Source organism: Paenibacillus sp. SAF-068, assembly GCF_051967555.1.
Lineage (GTDB): Bacteria > Bacillota > Bacilli > Paenibacillales > Paenibacillaceae > Paenibacillus.
The window spans coordinates 173,262-194,907 of record NZ_JBQCJX010000006.1 but is presented as its reverse complement, the minus strand read 5'-3'; the positions used below and the strand labels follow the sequence as shown (position 1 = coordinate 194,907).

Below are 21,646 nucleotides of genomic sequence, written 5' to 3'. Positions count from 1 at the left end.
AAACAGGACACATCGTGTTAAGTTGTGTTGATCATAATTTCATAGACAATAGATACACCTCATCCATTGATGGTGAGGTAGAGGTCGCGGGTGCGATCAGTACGCTGAAGGAGGCGCTAAGGAGCCGCTTATGATATCAGCCGAAAGGTGTACCCGCCGAAGCTCACTGGACGTTCCTTATATGGTCCGGTGGGCTGGGGCTGCTGTCGAAAGGCGCAGAACTGTCACGGAAGTACATTTCCTTTATCCAAAGGTATGAATTCTTCTGTGTTGAGCTATCTTAATCATCTGGGACATGGTGCGGACATTGAAATATTAAAGACCGCAGGCTGATGCCTGTGGTCTTTTTGTTTATGAAGCAATTATCGCAAACATCAGTATATCGAATGAAGGAGTGTTTCCATGCAAGACCGCAGTAACCCAACAACAACTGGACCTTCCCTGAAAAAAGGATTACGCGCACGCCATATGACGATGATCGCCCTCGGTGGCTCGATTGGTACCGGGCTGTTTCTCGCAAGTGGCACCGCCATCTCAACCGCAGGCCCTGGAGGAGCATTAATTGCCTATGCGGCCGTTGGCATCATGGTCTATTTCCTCATGACCAGCCTTGGTGAGCTTGCAACCTTTATGCCGGACTCCGGTTCATTTAATACGTATGCCGCACGTTTTGTCGATCCTGCTCTCGGGTTCGCGATGGGCTGGAACTTCTGGTACAACTGGGCGGTAACCATTGCAGCAGAGCTTGCTGCCGCTACAGTCCTTATTAAATACTGGTTCCCCGACAGTTCATCCATGTTATGGAGCTTACTGTTCCTCGTACTGATCTTTGCCTTGAATGTCCTGTCTGTTAAAGGCTACGGGGAGTCCGAATACTGGTTCGCCATTATCAAGGTAGCTACCGTGATCATCTTCCTGGCCGTTGGTGTGCTCATGATCTTCGGTATTATGGGCGGAGAAGCCGTTGGTTTCAGCAACTTCACCATCGGTGATGCACCCATTCATGGTGGATTCTTCGCCGTGTTAGGGGTATTCATGGCTGCGGGATTCTCATTCCAAGGTACCGAGCTTATCGGGGTAGCTGCCGGGGAAAGTGAAAACCCGCGCGAAAATGTACCTCGTGCCATTCGTCAGGTATTCTGGCGCATTCTGATTTTTTACATTTTGGCGATTACCGTGATCAGTCTGATCATCCCGTATACTCATCCGAATCTGCTCAAAGGAGATCTGGAGAATATCGGTGTCAGCCCGTTCACACTGGTGTTTGAGAAAGCAGGACTCGCCATTGCGGCTTCCGTCATGAACGCGGTTATTCTAACTTCCGTACTCTCGGCTGGTAACTCAGGCATGTATGCTTCAAGCCGGGTTCTCTATGCCCTTGCCCGAGACGGTAAAGCTCCTCGTTTCCTCGGTAAGCTGAACAAAAAAGGCATTCCCATGAATGCCTTGCTGCTGACAACAGCCGTTGGCATGTTGGCATTTCTTGCCTCCCTGTTCGGCGATGGCATTGTTTATACCTGGTTGCTGAATGCATCCGGAATGTGCGGATTTATCACTTGGCTAGGTATCGCGATCAGTCACTATCGCTTCCGTCGTGCCTACGTTGCACAAGGCAGGGACTTGAACGATCTTCCTTACCGTGCACGTTGGTTCCCGTTTGGGCCGATCTTTGCTTTTGTCCTGTGTATTATCGTAATCATTGGACAGAACTATCAGGCATTTACGGGTGACACGATCGACTGGAGTGGAGCCATCGTTGCCTACCTGAGTGTACCCCTGTTCCTGGTGTTGTGGCTCGGTTACAAATGGATCAAAAAGACCAAAGTGGTACCACTGAAGGAATGTGATTTCACACCTACCGATGCACCAGCTGATAAATAGTCGCTCCAACGTATACCATCATCTACGGTTACAATCTGACCCCATATAATAAAACCTCCCCGTAACGTTGCAGTTTTCCTACTGTAGCGATACGGGGAGGTTTTTTTGGGGTCGGCCCCCTTCGAATATGCTGTACCTCCTCGTCCTTTTGTCCTTGTCCATATTTTGTATAGGTCCGTCAGTAAAATAGAGAAAGGTATACTATTTTTCTTTGAACAACGGGAGTTGACGCATAATGAAAAAATTCTCTATCCTGCTCATTCTGCTGGGCATCGTGATCATCAGCTTTCCTTTCCTGCGGGACACGTATTATGACTGGCAGCAAACCCGTGTGATGAACGATCTGGAGCAATTGCAAAACGGCTTGTCCAAGCTGAATCACGCCTTCGAACAAGGTATACAGGATACAGCTTCCGCCGAGCCAACTACTGACAATACAGATATAGTACAAGACGAATCTTCGGATACGTTGGGGGTACTCTCCATTGACAAGATTGATGTCCGCTTACCGATTTTGGAGGGCGCCACGGAGAACAACATGAAGGTAGCTGCAACCCACCTTGTCGAAACCGCTAAGATTGGGAACAAAGGTAATGCCGCCATTGCCGCCCATCGCGCCCATAAAAAAGGACGACTGTTCAATCGCCTGGGAGAATTACAGATTGGCGATTTAATGGAAGTCACCTTGGCAGATCGAACGATGATTCAATATAAGGTGGATCAAATATCCGTTGTGGAGCCAAATGACTTATCTGTGCTGGAAGATCCCGGACTTGGACAGGTCCTTACTTTGATTACCTGTGATCCACTCGTCAATCCAACACATCGGCTAATTGTAAGAGCTATTGAGGTGAATCCGGAGGTTGCCGGATTTTGATCCTCCCTAAGGTTCAGAAGAAATAAAAAAAACACCCTCTAGTATATTCACACAGTGACCCTGGGTCACGTGTGAAAGCTAGAGGGTGTTTTTATTTGAATATAATTATCGGTTCCTGCATGACGTGCTACGATCTAGCGCTGAAGCTGTTGTTTACGTCGGAAGTAGACGTATCCCAGACTACCCAATGCCATCAGCATCATGCCTGTAAACGTGAAAGCCAGTGTGCTCTCTTCGCCTGTCTTCGGCAGCATTCCCTGTGATGCAGAGTTTCCGGTCTGTTGTGATCCAGCATTTCCAGTCCCCTGTGATCCATCTGTATCCGTTCCAGCAGGAGGTGCCAGTGCACCATCCCCATCCGGTGTTTCTGTATCCCCCACTGGAGGTGCAGTGTCGTCACCGTTGGAGACGCCAGGTGAAGGAGGAGCAACTCCGTTATCTTCATCTGATGGAATTTCGGTTCCGTCTTCAGGTTCAGTAGGACCAGTAACAACTGTGCCTGGGATAGACGTTCCTGGTGTTTCCGGTCCCGGTGTTACTGGTTTCTCCGGATCTGGTGTTCCTCCTGTAGTAGGTGTTCCGGGATTATAAGGTCCACTCGATCCACCACCCGATACCGGGATAGCCTGATTTGTTTTTTCCACAACTACGGCTTCCGTTTGTGTATTCGTAATTTCAAATGGTATGGGTGTCGTGTCTAAGACATATCCGTTAGGTGCTTTTATTTCAACCAACTGATATTTATTGATATCCAGGTTTTTAAGTACAATTTCACCTTGTTGATTGGTTGTCAGTGTAGCTTCATCCAGGCCTGTTACCTTGTGGAACTCCCAATTCCCATTTGCATCCATCAATGCAGTCTGAGCCCGTAATTCAAACACTGCGCCTTGTAAATGCTGAGTTCGACTTGAATTGGTTTTAATCAATTTCACGGAACGATCATTTTCTTTATTTTCAATGGTCAATTGAGTTTCCGGTTTGATAATAGATACAAGTGTCTCGGGCTGTTCAATAACAAAGCCCTCTGCCTTGGTCTCTACCAATGTGTATGAACCATAGGTTAGTCCATTGAACTCAATGACCCCGTTCAGATCCGTTACTTTCGTATCAATGATCGCATTGGAGTGATCACGCAATTCGAATTCAACTCCACTTAATACGGATTGATCCTTCGCATTGACTTTGGTAACGACAAGTTTACCACCCGTCCCCATTTCATTCGTCTTCGTCAGTGAAATAATCTGAGTCTGCTTCTCTACAATGGTGAAGGGAATCGGGGTAGCATCCAACTGATAAAACTCGGGTGCCCCAACTTCGACCAGTTCATAATCCCCAGGCAAGAGATCCCCTTTGGCGATTTTCCCATCTTCCCCTGTCGTTAACTCGTCTATTTTCTCTCGGGTTGCGCCATTGTTCAAGTACAATTCAAACGTTGCACCCTGGAGCTTCTTGGATGAGTCAATTGCATCTACCTTGGTTAATTCGAAGCCTTGACGAATCTTTTTATTTTCAATTTCAAAGGCGATATCCGCATCCTTGAATTCAATCGTTTTACCTGAGGCAGAGCCATACTCTGGATCAACCAAGTATCCTGCCGGTGCAGATAATTCTTTTAACGTATAAGGTACACCGTTCGTCAGATTGTTCAAACGATAGTTTCTGGAGCTTTCGACTACTCCGTTCTCATCCGTTGGTTTCAATGTTTCCAGGAGTGTAGTTCCAGACGCATTATAGATTGCGAATATCGCACCTTCCAGTGGAAGCCCTGTATCACTGACTTTGTGAATTCTAATCTTGCCCAGACCAGTGGAAGCTCCTCCACCCGCTCCAGCCAATGAAACTTTGATGCCTACCTGATTGCCTTCGCCCACCACTGAGGAAGACTGACCTGCGAATTCAACTTTATTCTCAATTCGAGCGCCATGATCGGCATTAATATAGGACTGATATTCCAGAATGAATGCCGTATGGATATCTTTGTTGAAGGTGAAGGTAAATGTATTGCCTTCCACGATCAATTCATAATCAGCCGGATCAACCAGTCCAGCTTTGTTGGATACATTGCCTGAATTGTTAGCAGGCAGGTTCGTTGCATATAATTTCAATGAATCGGCCAATAAAATTTGGTTCTCCGACAAGGTATCCGTTAATGATGTACCCGCTGGAACATAAGATTGACTTGGATTGATGTTTACCGTCCATGATGCTTTATCCGTTGTACCGATCTGTTGACCTGTTTTTTGTACATACACACCACCGTGAGCTGGCGTGACGCTCGCTGATCTGTTAAAGCGCTCTTCACCGCCCTCACCATCGGTTAGTACAGCCTGGTTGGCATACGTGCCTTCGACGGAATAAGGTCCATCCAGGCTCGTTTGATACTGAATGCGATAAGCTGTTTTGCCGATGTTACCCAGATCCAATGCAAAACCTTTACCGTCCGTGTTCAGCTGGAATTGTCCATCTGTCAGCGTAACCTCGTCACCGATTGCAGTAACATTATTTTCTCCCTGCAATACCAGCTCATGAACCTTCAATGAACCATCTACAAAAGATTGGTTACCCGTGTAGGCATCCTTGAGGATGGCTTCGTGTATATCGAACAAGTTGTAGTTTACATCAATTGTCCACGTGATCGTTTTGTCTCTGGCGCTGTATTCGCCCTTCTTGTTACCATTTTGAATGGTGTACTCCTGCGGTTTGACCATCGCCGATTTGGTAATCGCTGTCTGTGCTACATCGGACTCTTCCCAATTAATCTTGGCCGAGTTGCGATATTCGTTATCCGTTGGCATACCTGCCGTCGGGTCAAAGCTTGTCGTATAGGTAATAACATGTTCCGTGTTAATAGTAACGCCGTCCTTCAGGCGAAAGGAGAACCCTTTTTCATACGTTGGATCTGCCGGGTCTGGAGTCAGTTCAAAATCGTCTTTGTTGACACCACTAATCTGCAGACTACCCGGAATCAGTTTCATGTGTCTGCCTTCGTAATTGTCGGTTATGACGATATCCGTCATGTCCTGCAAATCACGGTTCAAAACCATCTGCCATTCGATTTCTTTTGTGTTGAAGTTTTCACTTTTTACGCTTTTTGCAAAAATGACTTCCCGAATGTCTTTCCGGCCTGTTTTTGAAGTGCCATCATACATGTTCACTGTGTTCGTAATGGTATCATTTGTATAAACACGATGAATGGATTGTGTAGCATATTCGATCTCATAAGCCTTGTTAATGTCGTTCTTAAAATGTAATCTGAAACCGTCGTCAAATCCTGTATTTATCGCTTCAAGTGTATACTCATTAGGATTGATCAATGTCCGATTCGAAGCCGTTCCGCTTGCATTAATATCCACTTGGTACACGTTGACTGAATTGTTGATTAGTTGCTGTTTGGCCGTATCAAAACGGTCTTCAATCCATGCATTCGCTTGCATGATTTCTTGCTGATTGTAGTTATACTGCACTTTCCATGTGATCGTCTGTGTCACCGGATCATACGCACTATCTTGCCCTGACTTGTTCAAGGGCTCATTAAAACTCACACGAACTCGGCCAATATCCGTCTCGTTATGCTCGCTCTGATCCGTTGTAAGCGCAACCTGGTTTTGAACCTCCACATTGGTGAATGGAGCAGTGGTTGGTGCTTTAACACTCGTCGTATAGGTTACACGATAGGCTTTATCGGTGTCTCCCAATAGAATGGGAAACTGTGGTTCCGTTTGAACCACTGGACCTTCTTTTACAGATCCATTCAATTGCACTTCCAATTCGCGAATTTCGATATTTCCCTTGAGTTCCAGATTTGCTGGAAAAGTATCCGTAAGAACCGCATTTTTCAATGCCTTCTCACCCTGGTTAAAGTCCACGGTCCATTTAATTTCATCCGAGTTGAAGTTGTTTTTGTTTGCGCTTCCCGACTTCTTCAACTTATCTATGGCTGTGTTGGCAAAATGCACATCAATGATGCCCTGCCCCACGGAACTAAAGTCTATCTTTTGTTTCAATCCATCTTCCATCTTGCTCTCATCGAACTTAATCCACACGTAGAAGCTGCCTTCCAGCTGCGCATGCTCGATCAGTTCATTAAAGGTAAAGATGATTGTGCCGTCTGGATTCACCACATACTCCCCAACACCGCCATCCAGATCCCCTTTTAGCTGTGATCCTATGATGAATTTATCAGGCAAGTTGAAGGTATACGTGGAACCATCGCTGTAGTTGTGGGTGTCATTTGCAAGTCCCCATGTAAAGACGACAGCCACCTCATCCTGAATGCGTGGACGAATATCCTCAATCTTATCGCCTTTGATTTCAATCGTTCCATTCCCATTGTCTTGCGGTGCCTGATTGTACATCTGCACACTGGTAATCAATTGATCTGTAATTACCGGACCTGCAGCTGCACCAAGCAGATGCATCGTATTTTCCTCCTGATCTTCCGGAGTACTGGCATCCTTATCCTCTTTCGGAATGGCAGGATCTTCTTTCACTTCTCCCGAACCTGCCGAACCATCTTCTACCGCTGTATCGCTCATTGCACTGGCTGGCAAATTAGTTAATTCATCCTGAGCATGCATCGTTGGTGTAAATATCCAACCCTGCATCATTTGCGTGACCAGCAACAGAGCAATGATCACTATGCTCACTTTTTTCCTCATTTTTTGCATATCCTCCTCGTACGTAGTGTTGGCATACGCCGAAGATTAGAATAGCAAAGCGACATATACAAAAAATAGACAACGCATAAACCTTCGGCTTTGATCCCGAATTAGAATGCAAAAAAGGACACTCCTCAAGCGGAGCATCCTGCTTATAACGATGTTCATAACGTCCAGTTAATTTTTACACGCAGATCCGTGGTACCTTCCATCTTGGACACATAGTAGGATATCGATTTCATACCAAGTTGATATAAATCCTGCAAATCTTCAATCAGTCCAGCCTCCGTACCCTTGTACCTGAATGTGAGCGAGGTTCCGCCTTCCTTCAGTGTACTTTGAACCTTGGTCTTCAGCGCAGCATGACCTTTAACCGCATCCTGTTCATCATACAGGGAATAGTCCAGAGCATGGTAGAGCTTCTGATAAGCGGCCTTTTTGCTATCTCCGGCCTTCACCAGCTTTAATAAAGCTTCCCGATACGGGGCTGGTGCAGCAGGGTACTTGCTTTTGCCTGTCCAGATATGGTCACGTGCCATTTCTTCATCGCTCAGCAAATAATAGCTGTGGCTTACCTTGCCTTTGCGATCGGGGGTAGGATCATCCCAGGTGGTGTCCATATGATACCACTTGCCATCCAGGTTTACGATATTCCAGGCATGAAGCTGTCCCCCTGCTGTACCTTCCACAATCCGGTTATCGATACCTACTCGCTCCAGCATCCGATAAGCCAGCAATGAATATCCCTGACAGACGGTACTGCCTGTAACAAGCCCGTCATAAGCCGTATATTTCTTGAGCGAAGTATCGTAGGAAAGGTTAAGCACAATCCAGTCATGGATGACCTTGACCTTCTCATGATCCGTCATGCCGGGTTTGATGATTTCTTTCAACACGTTCGTGACTTTACGATTCACATAATCGGTCTGTTCCTTGGTCTCCCGGTAGGAGAGCGTCACATGGACTTCGGCGGATACATTGGAGCCTTTATAATTAAATGCATAACTTTTAACGGTATATTGGATATAGGGGTCACTCTTCATTGCCTCATCGATGGAGGTTTGCAATTGTTTTTTAAGGCCTTTCACATTGCCTTTGTATGTAAAAACAAGTTCCTCCGTCCGCTGTGACATTGCGGTAAGCAAGGTCTGGCGCAAATCCGTTGCCGAGGATATATCCGATGTTCCTGATGCAGCATACAATTGATCCAGATCAACCGTACGAGGTAACGCTACAGCAATCAGACAGCCTGCCAGCAGTATGGTGATAATTCGTTTCCCGTTCTTACCCATGAAAGGAACCCACCCTTCTTTGCAAAGTTCTCACGCCCTATTGTATCATAAAAGGCTCTGTCGTCATTCCAGTTTTGTCAAAGCAAATCAAAAGAGACCTTCTATGGAAGGTCTCTTTTATCTTCAGTTCAATGAACCCGTTATCTTCAGCCTATGATTCACATGGGCATAATATGAGTGATTCCTCGTCTAGTACAGACGATTCCCGCTCATAAACGTATCTGTCTTGCCTTGAAGCTTCGCCAGCCGTTCCAATACCTGTGACGCTTCAGCTACGGTCACTTTGCGTGCAGGCATGAATCGTCCTTCAATCGAAGGAAGCAATCCCAGCTTCAAACTCAGGGAAACCGCCCCTTTACTCGAAATGGCACTGGCATCCGCGATGCTTGGAAGATCCGATGGCAACGTGTAGAATCCGGCCAGCTTCTCATAGCGCAATATACGCACAAGCAGCACAGCCAATTCTTCACGCGTCATCTCTTCCTGCGGATTCAAATTCTGTTCAGGGTCCGCTCCCGCAAGCCAGCGTTGATCGATTAGCACCTTGATTGCCTTATAATACGGGCTATCAGGCTTCACATCAGCGTATAGCTTGTCTTCTCCGTCCCCACTGTAGTACAGATCCATATTTGGATTAATCGCTCTTGCCAGGTAGTTAAACCAATCTCCTCGGGTGATCACACGATCAGGGAATACACGTCCCTGCTCATCCGCAAGCAATACGCCATGCTGTGTCATATTGCGGAGAGCTGCTTCCGCCACATGACCCAAGATATCCGTAGGTTCAGCCTTGGTTGCAGAGCTGGTGTCTCCATATAAAAGCGTCCACTTTCCTGTGTTCGCATCGAGCGCTTCATAGTTGCCATAGATTGCATTCTCATCACGCGTAGGCATATAAGCCAGGTTCACCCCCGCTGGGATGACTTGACCACTGGTTAACCCATAACCCCCATAACGGGAATAGGCAAGAATCAGCTTGAACTCCTCCAGATAGAGTGCCTTGGCCTCTTCATAACTGATGGCTGGCTTGACATCTGCCGGCAATTGTTCAGGCGTTGCCGCAATACGCGTATAGAACTCGTTAATCGTACCGTTGTTCAATACCTGTACTTGTACAGTATCATCCTTAACCGGAATCCCGTTAAGATAACGCTGGAACATAAATGTACGTGCATCGTCCACCTCAATAACATTGGCAAGTCGGAACTGCTCCGTTGCATCTGGAACTAGCGCAATGACCGTGTTCATCGCCAGTTTCTCCGCCTGCTTCCGCGTTACGGTGCTTCCTTCCTTCTCTACAGCTGGCTTCTCCTGATCCATCTCCGGTCCCATTCGGTGCATCATCGTATAACTGTAGATCTGTCCAGTGACTGCATCGACCTGTGCCGAGATATCCCGCATAAACATATAGGACATATTGGCACTTCGATCGCTCCAGCTCAGACTCCAAACCTGATTGTTCGGACTTGAGTAATATCCCTTGCTTAACTGGCTATGTTCCAGCTTATAACCCTTGGGAATATCAAAGTTCGTTATGACCCGATTGGCGGCCTGCTGTACATTTAATCGCGTACCAGTGGCCGGGACAAAGGGAGCCGCATCCCCTTTCAACTTCGTATCCTGCTGTAAAGAGTTCTCATCTAAAGCTTTACCTGTTAATGTATTAATTCGTTCCAACGTATTAGCTTCAATCGGAACGATACTGGTCTCTTTCGGTGTATATCCAAGGTAGTACTGCTGACCCTGTTTGGAAGACAGACGATCTTTGGAGATATAAGCCAGTTCCACATCGAACTGTTCTTCAAACTGCTGTCTGGCCTTCTGTTCTGAAGCTGCCGGTTTTGATGACGGATACTTGGCTCCTGTAGTACCTCGCGAGTAGCCTGTCACCAAACCACTTTCGTCCACATTGATGTAGACCGTCTCTGCGTCAGATAACAACCCTTCATGTTTTAACTGGTAAGCATATCGATACTCTGTTCTGCCAAACAATGACTGTTGCTCGATGGAAGAATACAGATCTCCAAGCGGAGCATATTCATTGTCCTTAAGACCTGGAATCGCTTGGTACAACAATGCCACGGCCTTTTCTTCAGCTTCAGCTTTGGTTAACTTCACATCCGATTCCGAGACATGTTTGTCCAGGATATCCGACGGCAAATGTACACTTAACACTTCCCCTGTGTCTGCATGTACAGTTCCACTAAATCCCGACGTATGATTGCCTTGTGTGATCTGGAATCCAATCTCCCATGCCTTGTAGTCGGGCGGTGGATAGGAATTAGGTGAATCGAATCGTGCAGATGTGATCGTTGCCTTTTTTAACAATGGAAATAATCTAAGTATATTTTCACTGGCTTGCCTGGATGAGATTTTCGCTCCCTCCGGCACGTCATTGCTGGTTGCGTCTAGTTGTTCATTTTCCCCCGTTGTCGCTTCGTTCACCTGCTCTGCTTGCGCGGCTGATGCGCTGCCTGCAAAACCTGGTGTTTGCGAAGCAAGCAGCAGTGTTGCCATCGCTGCAGTTGTTGCTTTGGTTGCGAACATTTTGATACGTACGTTGAACTTCCAATTCAAACTCAAATCTGGACCTCTCCCTTCAATTTCATACAAAGAAGCATAACAAATAACCTCGCATGAATATTGCCAGTCTATTCTATGATACCATAAGCTTCCTTTTTAATCGTCGTTTTCCGGGTAATTTTACAATTGTGAATTTTTGCATATTGCCCATAAAAGCAAAAAAAACGCCAACCACGTTGGCGTTTTTTTGGATAGCCTGCACACATATGTAGGCTGAATCTACCCTGTTAACTACTCACTTTAGACGAATCGTTCGGCTTCGCCTGACAGTGGACATGGGTTTTTAAAAAGGGAATAACGGTATCCCAGAAGGCGGGATCTTCCTCGGAACAACTGTGTCCTCCGCTGTTGACCCATAGATGTTCCACAGGTGGATCAGCTTTGGACATAAAATATTCAAGCTCACTCGGAGGAATGAAATTATCTCCCTTGGAATGCACCATCAGCATCGGCAGTTGCATGCCCCTGCGCCGTTCATTCAGCATCATTACCGGATCACGCTGACGATAGGATTTCAGAGATTCACCCAGTCGCCAGAACCAGATTCTCGGAATTAACTGGGCCAGTGGAAACAAGGGCAGATGTCGGCGTCTTAGCTCCGAACTGACGATAACCTCAAATTGGGATGGCATGGAATCCGTTATCACTGCTGATACAGGAATTCCTTCCGTCACAGCAAGAATCGTACCCAGACCACCCAGAGAATGTCCAAGCACTCCGATGGCATCGGCATCAATCTCTGGTCGTGCAGTCGTATACTGCAACGCCGCGAGCAGATCATCCCGGAACAAGTAGGCAGATGCAGCACGAACCGGATCACTGGCCCCATGACTGCGGACATCGTACATAAACAAGGCATATCCCGCTTCCCAGATCGGCCTTGCATAACGAAGAACACGGGAGCGATTGGAGCCCCAGCCATGTGCAATAATAACGAGCGACCATGGTTTCGGAATGTCGGCTCTGGCCGGGATGAACCAGCCATGCACCCGACCTCCCCCGCTGTCAAAGGTCACATCCTCAAATGGCATTGGAGGTGTCAGGGTGATGGGGATTTTCTTGGGCGTTTGGCTCTTTACCGCCGCCTTCCATAATCCACCTGCCGTTACTGCGGCCACGGCGAGCATGCCGCCTATCATTGTTTTAGCTTTCACAGGGCATCTCTCCTCTCCGAATTCTGGCATACATCCATCATAAAGCAATAGAATGAACGGCACGTTAAACGACATGGGTTTTTATGATAAAGATTGATTCAAAGATAATCTAAAGGCACCCTTATATATACCCAAATATACATATTCCTCATCTGACACTGGAGTCTAGGCTTTAGCTGCTTCAACAAATCTCCGTGCACATGCTGCAATCTGCTCATAATCTCCTGCTATAAGGGCTTCTCGTGGTAAAAGTGCACTTCCCAGACCCACTGCAGCTGCGCCCGCTGCATAATAATCAGCAATATTCTCCAGTGTGGCACCACCTGTTGCCAACAGAGGAATGTGGTTCAGTGGAGCTTTGATCTCCCGCAGATACGGAATACCCAGACTTGCCATCGGAAACAGCTTCACAACTCGCGCTCCCGCTTCATGTGCAGCGACAATTTCCGTGGGTGTCATGGCTCCAGGCCAGATCTCGACACCATGTTCTACAGCATATTCAATGACAGAGAGATCGACATTGGGAGACACCAGAAATTGTGCACCTGCAGCGACTGCTTCCTTCGCCATCTGCACATTCAGTACTGTACCCGCTCCAACGTAAGCCTTTCCTTCATGCTGCTCCCGCCAGTCTGCAATAATATCATGTGCTCCAGGAGTGTTCAGTGTGACTTCCATCAGTCGGATTCCACCACTTGTCATACCTTGTCCAGCTGTTACTGCCGCTTCACGGCTAATACCGCGCACAATCGCGACCAGCCTCGATTCCAATAATACTTCCGTGAGATTCATATCCAGTTCCCCTTGCTTCATCAATTCGGCAGCCGAAGACAGGTAATCATGTTCACCGCTTTTCCGTTATTCATTATTGTAAAGCATATCCTCCCCTGGATGAAATACATTAATCCATCTCTGAAGTGAATCCGAATTCGAGAGAGTCTATGAAATGATTGCATTTCAACGTAAAAATACCTCTTCATGGAAATGGGGCTGATTCACCCATTCAATTCCACGAAAGAGGCATCATTGCATTGCTAACGAAATACTACGCATTTTCCAATACGTTATCCTTCTCCAAATCTTTAAAGTAACGATCGTTATATAACATGCTCGGATGCGTTGGATGATAGGCGAGTGCGATATCATTATGTTCCCGGGCCTTGGCACGGTTACCCATCCGGTCATAACAGACACAGAGTTGCAGATGCGGCATCCAGGTCCAGGCTGCTTCATTCAGCACCACCATAGGATCATCAGGACGCACTGCACGAGTTGCCTGTTCGTACCAGAACAGGGCTTTGCGATAATCTTCACGGTCGGCAAAATAACCACCCAAACGACAGCAAATCTCGGCTCTTGGCAAGTCATAGGCAAATGATCGAAACAACGCCGTGACTTCCTGTTCTGGACGTTCAAGTGCAGCCTCACAATCCGCAATTTTCTGGCAAGCAGCGATCTGATCTTCCACCCAGCCCAGCCCGGTATCCAGAAACTTCTCATAATACTTCACCGCATCCTCATGCTGTCCATGGTCCTTCAGTTCATTACCGAAATAGTACAAGTCACGGGGTCCAAACTCCTCTCCGGCCTGTTCCCTTTTGCGATAGATCCGCAGATTTCGATCGGTATACTCCTTATCTTTTTTGTGGGTAACCGCGATATCACTATGCAGCAGATTGCCCGCCACAGCCAGATATTCATGCACCGCGCCAATCCAGCGAAATTGCCGATCCCGACGCACTAGGCGATTCCGGCGCAGGCTGTAGGCAACCCTGCCATCTGGTGTGAAAGACAGATTATAATCCATCGTGACACTGTCGACCTCCGGATCCAGCGAACGTTTCAAGGCGATCAGTTTCGCTCGATCTTCGGGTTCAAACACATCGTCGGCATCCAGCCACAGAATATATTCACTCTTCGCCTGATCGAAGGCAAAGTTACGTGCTGCTGCAAAATCATCCACCCATTCAAAATCAACGATACGATCTGTATATCTGGCAGCGATTTGACGGGTACGATCCGTCGAACCGGTATCAACAATTACAATCTCATCGGCAATACCGTTGACCGAATCCAGACATCTGGCGAGGGAAGCTTCTTCATTTTTCACAATCATACACAGGGTAATACTGATTGTCTCTTCGCCACGTCTGGCCCTGCGGTTAAAGGCGGATACGCCCGGCAGTTCAGACAAACGGTAGATGTGGTACGCGGGGAAATGAGTATCCACGAACAAACGAAAACCCAGTGCCTGAGCACGAATGCAGAAATGACGATCTTCACCCCAGAAGGATACATTCGGAATCTGGTCATAGGAAACTCCAGCAGTCAGGACATTTTTGCGAATAAGGGTACACGCCCCTAGCCCTCCAACTTCATAACAACCCGGGATGCGCAGCTGATTCAGAAAAGCAGTCGTTTGTGTGCCCTCGTCCTCCGCCTCGGTTCCGTCTAATGTTTTGCCACCGCGGCGATACAAGGCATACTCATCTTGCAACCATACCTGTGGCATTTCCCTGGCATCCGGCTGCCAGCGGGTCCAAAAGATATTGGATACAATGTCTTTGCCACTCGATACAAGTTGCTCCAGCGTCCGTGGATGCAGCACCAAGTCAGAATCAATCAGGAAGACCGCATCGTAGTCGTTGTCGCGTGCATATTGCAATATGCGATTTTTCAAACCGGCTACACGCCAAATCTGCTCACCCTGCCAATAGTGCCCTCCCTCATCCTTGGTGTACACCCCTTTATTGTCAGGACCACCGCTGCCATATTCATCTGCTTGAATAACCGTTCCCTCATGCTGAAGCACAAATTCACGCAATATATTCGATGCGGGTTCTTCCACGTTATCGTCTACAAACAGATAGTCCGTCTTCACCGTTGTTCGCTCCAGTGCATGCAGAGAATCCAGAAATTCACGGAGCACCGGGGTTGTCTGACGAACCGGGCTGGCGATCAGTACTCTCTCCTGACCAAGCGCTTCATGCTTATCCGATTGGCGGGTTTTCTGCGATTTGGCAGAACGTCTGGACGGTGGATAATCACTCTGGCTCTCTATCTGGTTTTCATGTTGGATTTCATGTTGCTTCTCTTCCTGATTCTCGTTTTCTTCGGAACTCATTTCTATTTGAGGTTTAGATTCTTCTTGCGATTGGTGTAACGGGTCTTTCTTCAACGTGCTCACTCCCCCTCTCTTTATTCGAACCATGCCAACAGTCGAGGCTCTTGATCCAATATCGATTCGTACTGTTCCTTCCAACCGTATCTTGCTTCAGGGTCCAGTGCTTGATAGCGTTCATATTTGCGGATGCGGTCTTCTGCGCGCGCCCAGCCATAATGCTTCACCCGCGGAGCATGACATCCATAGGGCCAGTGCTGGATCGTTAACGGAAAACGCCCACAATGCTGGGGTGTCTCCTTCCATTCGTAACTCAACCCCGGTTGATACCGAATCAGAAAGGGCCGATAATAGGCATGGGCCTGCCAGAACTCATCCTCCCGGTAATGCGTCTCACTCCACATATCAAACAATCTGAAATAGATCGCATCTTCATTGTCACGGAGCAGCAGATCCCTTAACACCCCAAAGTCACTGGTTAGAATCTCATCCGCATCCAGATTCAAAATCCACTCCGGGTCCGTTGCCACGGTCTCTTCCCATTGTTGTTTCCTCAGACTTACCTCGTCTGCAAAACGTGAAGCTGCGTTCTCCACCAATACGAGTGGAATACCGTCCAGAAGTTCCCGACACATCGCAACCGTTCCATCCGTGCTCCCGTCATCAATAATTACTGCGCGATCAATCCAGGGACGATGTGTCTCCAGTGCCTGCCTGAGATACCGATTCTCCTCATTACGAACAATCATCGACAAGGTAATATGTGGTCTTCCATGCTCCTTATGTTCATCCACAGCTTCACCCCCATGCTCAAGCTTCTACCTGTTAAAATCGCCGGATACCCAATATCTGGACAGATCACAATCCTCTATTCTCAATCTATGCAGAGCCGGAATGCGGATATGCAGGCCAAGGAAACCTTTCATGGGATTAGTCTTGATGAACGACAAAAAAAGCACCCGCCTTCGCGGATGCTTTGAATGTAATCACAAGATTAATATAGTGAAGTACATGAATTAACGGTATTCAGCCAGACGATCATTGAGACTACGTGTCTGTCCATAGACTTCCTGGTACAATGCAAACAGTCCATCATAGACGGCAACCGTTTCCGGGTTCGGCTCATAGGACTTTGCTGGACGAATAAACGCCGTTGCACATTCCTGCAAAGACGGGAACCAGCCACAACCATAGGCAGCCAGCATCGCTGCACCCATCGCAGGACCCTGTTCGCTCTCCAGCTTCACAATCGTGGCGTTAAAGACATCCGCCTGCATTTGCAACCAGGCTTCATTTTTGGCACCACCACCAATGGAGATGACTTCATTGACGGTTTTACCTGCGCCGCGCAGAATATCAATGGACTCGCGCAGCGAGAAGGTAATGCCCTCCATTACCGCACGCCCAAAGTGCTCCAGCTTGTGTCCCGCATCCATACCGATGAAGCTGCCACGGATATTCGCATCCGGATGAGGTGTACGTTCCCCTACGATATAAGGTGTGAACAACAATCCGTTGCTGCCGGCTGGAATCTGATCAATGCCCTGCAATAGCACATCAAATGATTTGTCCGCGGCAAACGTATCCTTGAACCAGGACAGGCTATATCCTGCGGCAAGCGTTACCCCCATAATATAGAAGGCATCTTTCTCCCCGTGATTGAAAAAGTGTACTTTGCCTTCGAAATCGAGATCTTTGCGCTCTTCGTAGGAAAGCACAACCCCGGACGTTCCGATGCTGCACATCGTCTGCCCTTCACTCAGAATGCCTGCGCCAATCGCACCGCAAGCATTGTCCGCACCACCTGCGTATACTTTCGTCGCAGTCGCCAGACCCGTCTGATCCGCAATCTCAGGTAACAAGGTGCCCACTTCCTCAAACGATTCCACAAGACGTGGACATAGGGAGATTGGCAGATCGAATGCTTCTGCAATCTCATTGCTCCACTGCTTGCCTGCAACGTCCAGCAACAAGGTGCCTGCTGCATCGGAATAGTCCATGGCGTAATCCCCTGTCAGGCGATAACGCACGTAATCCTTCGGCAACAGGAACAAGGATGCTTGCTGCAACAATTCAGGCTCATTCTCCTGGACCCACAGGATTTTCGGCAAGGTAAAACCTTCAAGAGCACGGTTCCGGGCAATGCTTAACAGCTTGCCATCCAGCACTTTTTCGATTCGGCGGCATTGAGCCGTCGTACGTGTATCGTTCCACAGGATTGCATTCCGCAGCGGTTTGCCTTCAGCATCTACCAAGACCAGTCCATGCATCTGGCCCGAGAAGCTCACACCCTCGATTTCGGAAGGTTGCACGCCAGACACTTCGAGCAATTTACGCAGGGAAACAATGGTCTGCTCTACCCAATCTTCAGGATTTTGTTCACTGTATCCGGCCTTGGGCTGATACAACGGGTACGCCTCGGATGCTTCAAATGCCACTTTTCCCTCACGATTGACCAGCACAGTTTTGACCGCACTCGTTCCTAAATCGACGCCAATTACGTAACTCATAGGTTAACTCCTCTCGTTTGTGACAAGATTGTATAAATGAAACCCTTGATGCCATGTGGTCACTACGCGATCAGAAAACCCTTGGATCGCCGTTACCCCCGGATTTCCTTTATTCCCTTTGGCAAGGGAGAAATCCGGGGATAAATGCGACCGCTTTGCTTCCTCGGGTCCTTTCTGCTCACTCCGTTCTGCATGCACCATCTTAGAAGAACATTTATATCAAAACAGTAAAAACGTACTCGTTTTTGTAGCGAAAAATCGTGCCAACGACGTGTACATAAAGAAACTTTGATACGCATGTAGATCACTTGTACATCAATTACTCATTTATCAAAAAACCGTCCCCGCCTTCCCAGGGGAAAGTCGGGGACGGTCCGAATGTCATGCTTGTTCAGGCGTTCCGTGGTACAAGCTAATTTTGTGAATAGGCTGGCTTGGATACTCATGTCCAACCACTATGTGTAACCATCGGTGATCGAATTGCATCCAGCCTGCCTAACCCGCTATTAGTCAGCCAGGATGTACTGGTTGAGTTGTGCTCTCAGCAATTCCTGACGTCCGGATTGGTTTTTGCGTGGGCTTTCATTATTCAATGCATACTCAGCTAGGGAAGCCAGTGTTGCTTTACCTGCAACCACGTCTGCACCAATGCCTTCGCTGAAGCTGCTGTAACGTTTTTCGATGAAGTCATCGAATACGCGATCTTCAATCAGTTTTGCTGCTACTTTCAGACCTTTTGCATACGTATCCATACCTGCGATGTGTGCCAGGAACAGATCGTCTGCTTCAAAGGAACCACGACGTACTTTCGCGTCAAAGTTCACACCACCACGGCCGATACCGCCGTTTTTCAATACTTCATACATCGTCAATGTCGCATCGTACATATCAACCGGGAACTCATCCGTATCCCAACCGATCAGCATATCGCCTTGGTTCGCATCGAGGGAACCGAGCATTCCGTTTGTACGAGCAACACGGATTTCGTGATCGAATGTATGACCAGCCAGTGTAGCGTGGTTCGCTTCCAGGTTGAGTTTGAAGTGTTTGTCCAAACCGTATTTTTGCAAGAATGCAATGGAAGTTGCTGCATCATAGTCATATTGGTGTTTCGTTGGCTCTTTTGGTTTAGGCTCGATCAGGAATTGTGCGTCAAAGCCTATTTCCTTCGCGTAGTCTACAGCCATGTGGAACATGCGAGCAATGTTGTCTTGCTCCAGTTGCATGTCTGTGTTCAGCAATGTGTCGTAACCTTCACGGCCGCCCCAGAATACATAGTTTTCAGCGCCCAGACGTTTACCCACTTCCAGACCTTTCTTGATCTGTGCTGCAGCGTGAGCATATACATCTGCGTTACACGTGGAAGCTGCACCAAACATGAAACGTGGGTTCGAGAACATGTTCGCCGTGTTCCAAAGCAATTTTTTGCCACTGGATTTCATATGATCTTCAATCAGATCAACGATTGTGTCGATGTTGCTATAGAACTCGCGCAGGTTGTTGCCTTCTGGTGCGATGTCCACATCGTGGAAACAGAAGAACGGAAGATTCATTTTTTCCAAAAATTCAAATGCCGCTTCCACGCGTACTTTCGCGAGGTCCAGACCGGAGTATCTATCCCAAGAACGTACAGCTGTCTCCGCACCGAACGGGTCACTGCCGCCTGCAGTTAATGTATGCCAGTAAGCCATGCCGAAACGGAAATGTTCTTCCATCGATTTGCCGGCTACCACTTCTTCCGGATTATAATGTTTAAAAGCAAAAGGATTCTTGGAATCTTTACCTTCGAATGAAATTTTATTAACGGATTCAAAATAGGCCATGTGTAAAATGCCTCCTCAATAGTTTTAAGAAATCGTTTACACCGTTATCCTATCACATCGAATTAACTTTGTCTATTGGTTAAACAAAGTAAAATAAAATTGTTTTTTACATGTTTGTTTACGCTATAATAGTCGAATAACTTGTTTCGGATGTGGGTCAGAACCCTTTTATCAGAAGAATAGGAGTGCCTTAATCATATGAAAATTACCGGGGACCAGATGCTGGTCAAAAAAATAAACAAATCGATCGTTCTGGATACGATCCGTCGCCATGCCCCTCTTTCTCGCGCGCGAGTGTCCGAGGTTACGGGGCTGAACAAAGCAACGGTATCCAACCTGGTTGCCGATCTGATCAGTGATGATCTGGTGCAGGAGATTGGCCCTGGAGAATCCAGTGGCGGACGCAAACCACTCATGCTGCTGTTTCGTGGGACATCAGGTTATGCAGTCGGCCTGGAACTCAGTGTGACCCATTTAAAAGGCGTGCTCACAGATCTGGAAGGACACATCATTACAGAGTACGCAGTGACCTTGGAACATCATGATGTGTCCTCTGTATTGGAGCAACTGAAATTGGCAGCAAAGCAGCTCATTGAAGCAGCTCCTGCTTCCCCTCACGGTGTCATTGGCATCGGTATCGGGGTGCCTGGCATGGTGGATGAGGCAGGAACGGTCCTGTTTGCACCCAACCTGGGGTGGGAGAAGGTAGCGCTGCGCTACAGGCTTGAAGAAGAATTTGGACTGCCTGTAACCATCGATAATGAAGCCAATGCCGGTGCTCATGGAGAGTTGAATTTTGGTGCAGGCATCGGTGTCCGTCACATGATCTACATCAGTGCAGGCATGGGGATTGGTTCAGGCATCATGGTGGATGGTGAATTATACAAAGGCGCATGGGGTTACGCAGGGGAAACTGGCCATATGTCCATTGAAGCGGAAGGTCTGCCCTGCTCCTGTGGGAATCGTGGTTGTTGGGAGTTATACGCATCGGAAAAAGCATACGAACACCCGGATCATCAGTTGAAATTACCTGCCCATACCACACGAGAGTTGATTCATTATGCAGAGCAAGGCCACAAGAATGTTCAGGAATTATACGACACGATTGGACGCAAACTGGGGATTGGCATTACAAATATCGTTAACAGTTTCAACCCGGAACGTATTATCATTGGTGGTCCGCTCTCTGAAGCAGGTCCCTGGATTGAAACAGCGCTAAAACAGGTTGTGGAGGAACGTACGTTACCTTATCACCGCCGCAGTTTGCAGATCGAATGGGCAGCTCTGGGCAGCCGTTCCACCCGTGTTGGTGCAGCTTACTCTGCAATTTCCCAGTTTTTAGGAAAAATTCGGGTTTCCGTCTAATAACAGATCAAAAATGACATCATTTCGCCCCATTTCCTCCCTTTTTGTTAAAGAAATCCAGATGTATAATGGGGTTATGTGATTTTTGTCATGGCTATGTGAATGAGGCTGTGTTAATTCCGATAACGAAACGGAGTGAAAAGAAGCGTGACCTACGTGGATACTTCAGATATCTCGGCGCCAGTATTTGTCACCGTCCTCCTGTTCCTGATTGTGCTTGCGCCCCTATTCAGCCTTGGCATACTCCGATTGTTTCAGAGCAAAAAGAAGGCTGGTTTCATGTACATGCTGTCAGGATTGCTGGTGTATGTTGTGTTTCAGACTTTCATGAGTATTTTTTTCTAAAGAATATATTTAATTTAATTGCAAAATCCCCTTTCGC

At 47.5% G+C, this 21,646-nt stretch carries 13 protein-coding genes and 1 riboswitch; of the genes, 4 read left to right on the top strand and 9 right to left on the bottom strand.

Going from position 1 to position 21,646, the window contains the following annotated elements; all coding sequences use genetic code 11:
• Positions 1–70: 70 nt before the first annotated feature.
• A riboswitch (Lysine riboswitch) is annotated at positions 71–286 on the top strand.
• Between the two features lie 116 nt (positions 287–402).
• Positions 403–1,881: an amino acid permease gene (locus ACTHPG_RS24785; RefSeq protein ID WP_440392005.1), complete on the top strand. Its 1,479-nt coding sequence runs from the start codon at positions 403–405 to the stop codon at positions 1,879–1,881.
• A 235-nt stretch (positions 1,882–2,116) separates the two neighbouring features.
• Complete coding sequence (locus tag ACTHPG_RS24780; RefSeq protein WP_440392003.1) at positions 2,117–2,758, top strand: class D sortase; 642 nt, start codon at positions 2,117–2,119, stop codon at positions 2,756–2,758.
• A 134-nt stretch (positions 2,759–2,892) separates the two neighbouring features.
• Here ACTHPG_RS24780 and ACTHPG_RS24775 read toward each other — a convergent pair whose 3' ends face one another.
• The 9 genes from ACTHPG_RS24775 to xylA all read right to left on the bottom strand — a co-directional run bounded on the left by ACTHPG_RS24775 (position 2,893) and on the right by xylA (position 19,899).
• Positions 2,893–7,416, bottom strand: coding sequence for a SpaA isopeptide-forming pilin-related protein (locus ACTHPG_RS24775; protein WP_440392002.1), 4,524 nt, complete (start codon positions 7,414–7,416; stop codon positions 2,893–2,895).
• Positions 7,417–7,580: 164 nt separating this feature from the next.
• On the bottom strand, positions 7,581–8,708 hold the full coding sequence (locus tag ACTHPG_RS24770; protein WP_440392000.1) for a transglutaminase domain-containing protein: 1,128 nt from the start codon (positions 8,706–8,708) through the stop codon (positions 7,581–7,583).
• A 189-nt stretch (positions 8,709–8,897) separates the two neighbouring features.
• A complete protein-coding gene (locus tag ACTHPG_RS24765; protein WP_440391998.1) occupies positions 8,898–11,291 on the bottom strand; it encodes an S-layer homology domain-containing protein in 2,394 nt (797 codons plus the stop codon).
• A gap of 227 nt (positions 11,292–11,518) precedes the next feature.
• Positions 11,519–12,445 (bottom strand): alpha/beta hydrolase, encoded by a 927-nt coding sequence (locus tag ACTHPG_RS24760; protein WP_440391996.1) that lies wholly within the window; start codon positions 12,443–12,445, stop codon positions 11,519–11,521.
• Positions 12,446–12,610: 165 nt separating this feature from the next.
• The gene (locus ACTHPG_RS24755) at positions 12,611–13,237 is read right to left on the bottom strand and encodes a bifunctional 4-hydroxy-2-oxoglutarate aldolase/2-dehydro-3-deoxy-phosphogluconate aldolase (protein WP_440391994.1); all 627 of its coding nucleotides are present in this window, start codon (positions 13,235–13,237) and stop codon (positions 12,611–12,613) included.
• A 253-nt stretch (positions 13,238–13,490) separates the two neighbouring features.
• Positions 13,491–14,561 (bottom strand): glycosyltransferase, encoded by a 1,071-nt coding sequence (locus ACTHPG_RS24750; RefSeq protein WP_440392094.1) that lies wholly within the window; start codon positions 14,559–14,561, stop codon positions 13,491–13,493.
• A gap of 1,082 nt (positions 14,562–15,643) precedes the next feature.
• Positions 15,644–16,360, bottom strand: a complete 717-nt coding sequence (locus tag ACTHPG_RS24745) for a glycosyltransferase family 2 protein (protein WP_440391992.1) — start codon at positions 16,358–16,360, stop codon at positions 15,644–15,646.
• Positions 16,361–16,582: 222 nt separating this feature from the next.
• On the bottom strand, positions 16,583–18,076 hold the full coding sequence (gene xylB, locus ACTHPG_RS24740; protein ID WP_440391990.1) for a xylulokinase: 1,494 nt from the start codon (positions 18,074–18,076) through the stop codon (positions 16,583–16,585).
• A 506-nt stretch (positions 18,077–18,582) separates the two neighbouring features.
• Complete coding sequence (xylA, locus tag ACTHPG_RS24735; protein WP_440391988.1) at positions 18,583–19,899, bottom strand: xylose isomerase; 1,317 nt, start codon at positions 19,897–19,899, stop codon at positions 18,583–18,585.
• Positions 19,900–20,097: 198 nt separating this feature from the next.
• Here xylA and ACTHPG_RS24730 point away from each other — a divergent pair, with 198 nt between their 5' ends.
• Complete coding sequence (locus tag ACTHPG_RS24730; protein WP_440391986.1) at positions 20,098–21,264, top strand: ROK family protein; 1,167 nt, start codon at positions 20,098–20,100, stop codon at positions 21,262–21,264.
• Between the two features lie 147 nt (positions 21,265–21,411).
• Positions 21,412–21,609 (top strand): hypothetical protein, encoded by a 198-nt coding sequence (locus ACTHPG_RS24725; protein ID WP_440391984.1) that lies wholly within the window; start codon positions 21,412–21,414, stop codon positions 21,607–21,609.
• Positions 21,610–21,646 lie beyond the last annotated feature (37 nt).

Coding starts and splice junctions, on each gene's coding strand:
- ACTHPG_RS24785 (WP_440392005.1), top strand. CDS start 403: ATGCAAGACCGCAGTAACCCAACAACAACTGGACCTTCCCTGAAAAAA.
- ACTHPG_RS24780 (WP_440392003.1), top strand. CDS start 2,117: ATGAAAAAATTCTCTATCCTGCTCATTCTGCTGGGCATCGTGATCATC.
- ACTHPG_RS24775 (WP_440392002.1), bottom strand. CDS start 7,416: ATGAGGAAAAAAGTGAGCATAGTGATCATTGCTCTGTTGCTGGTCACG.
- ACTHPG_RS24770 (WP_440392000.1), bottom strand. CDS start 8,708: ATGGGTAAGAACGGGAAACGAATTATCACCATACTGCTGGCAGGCTGT.
- ACTHPG_RS24755 (WP_440391994.1), bottom strand. CDS start 13,237: ATGAATCTCACGGAAGTATTATTGGAATCGAGGCTGGTCGCGATTGTG.
- ACTHPG_RS24750 (WP_440392094.1), bottom strand. CDS start 14,561: ATGATTGTGAAAAATGAAGAAGCTTCCCTCGCCAGATGTCTGGATTCG.
- xylB (WP_440391990.1), bottom strand. CDS start 18,076: ATGAGTTACGTAATTGGCGTCGATTTAGGAACGAGTGCGGTCAAAACT.
- xylA (WP_440391988.1), bottom strand. CDS start 19,899: ATGGCCTATTTTGAATCCGTTAATAAAATTTCATTCGAAGGTAAAGAT.
- ACTHPG_RS24730 (WP_440391986.1), top strand. CDS start 20,098: ATGAAAATTACCGGGGACCAGATGCTGGTCAAAAAAATAAACAAATCG.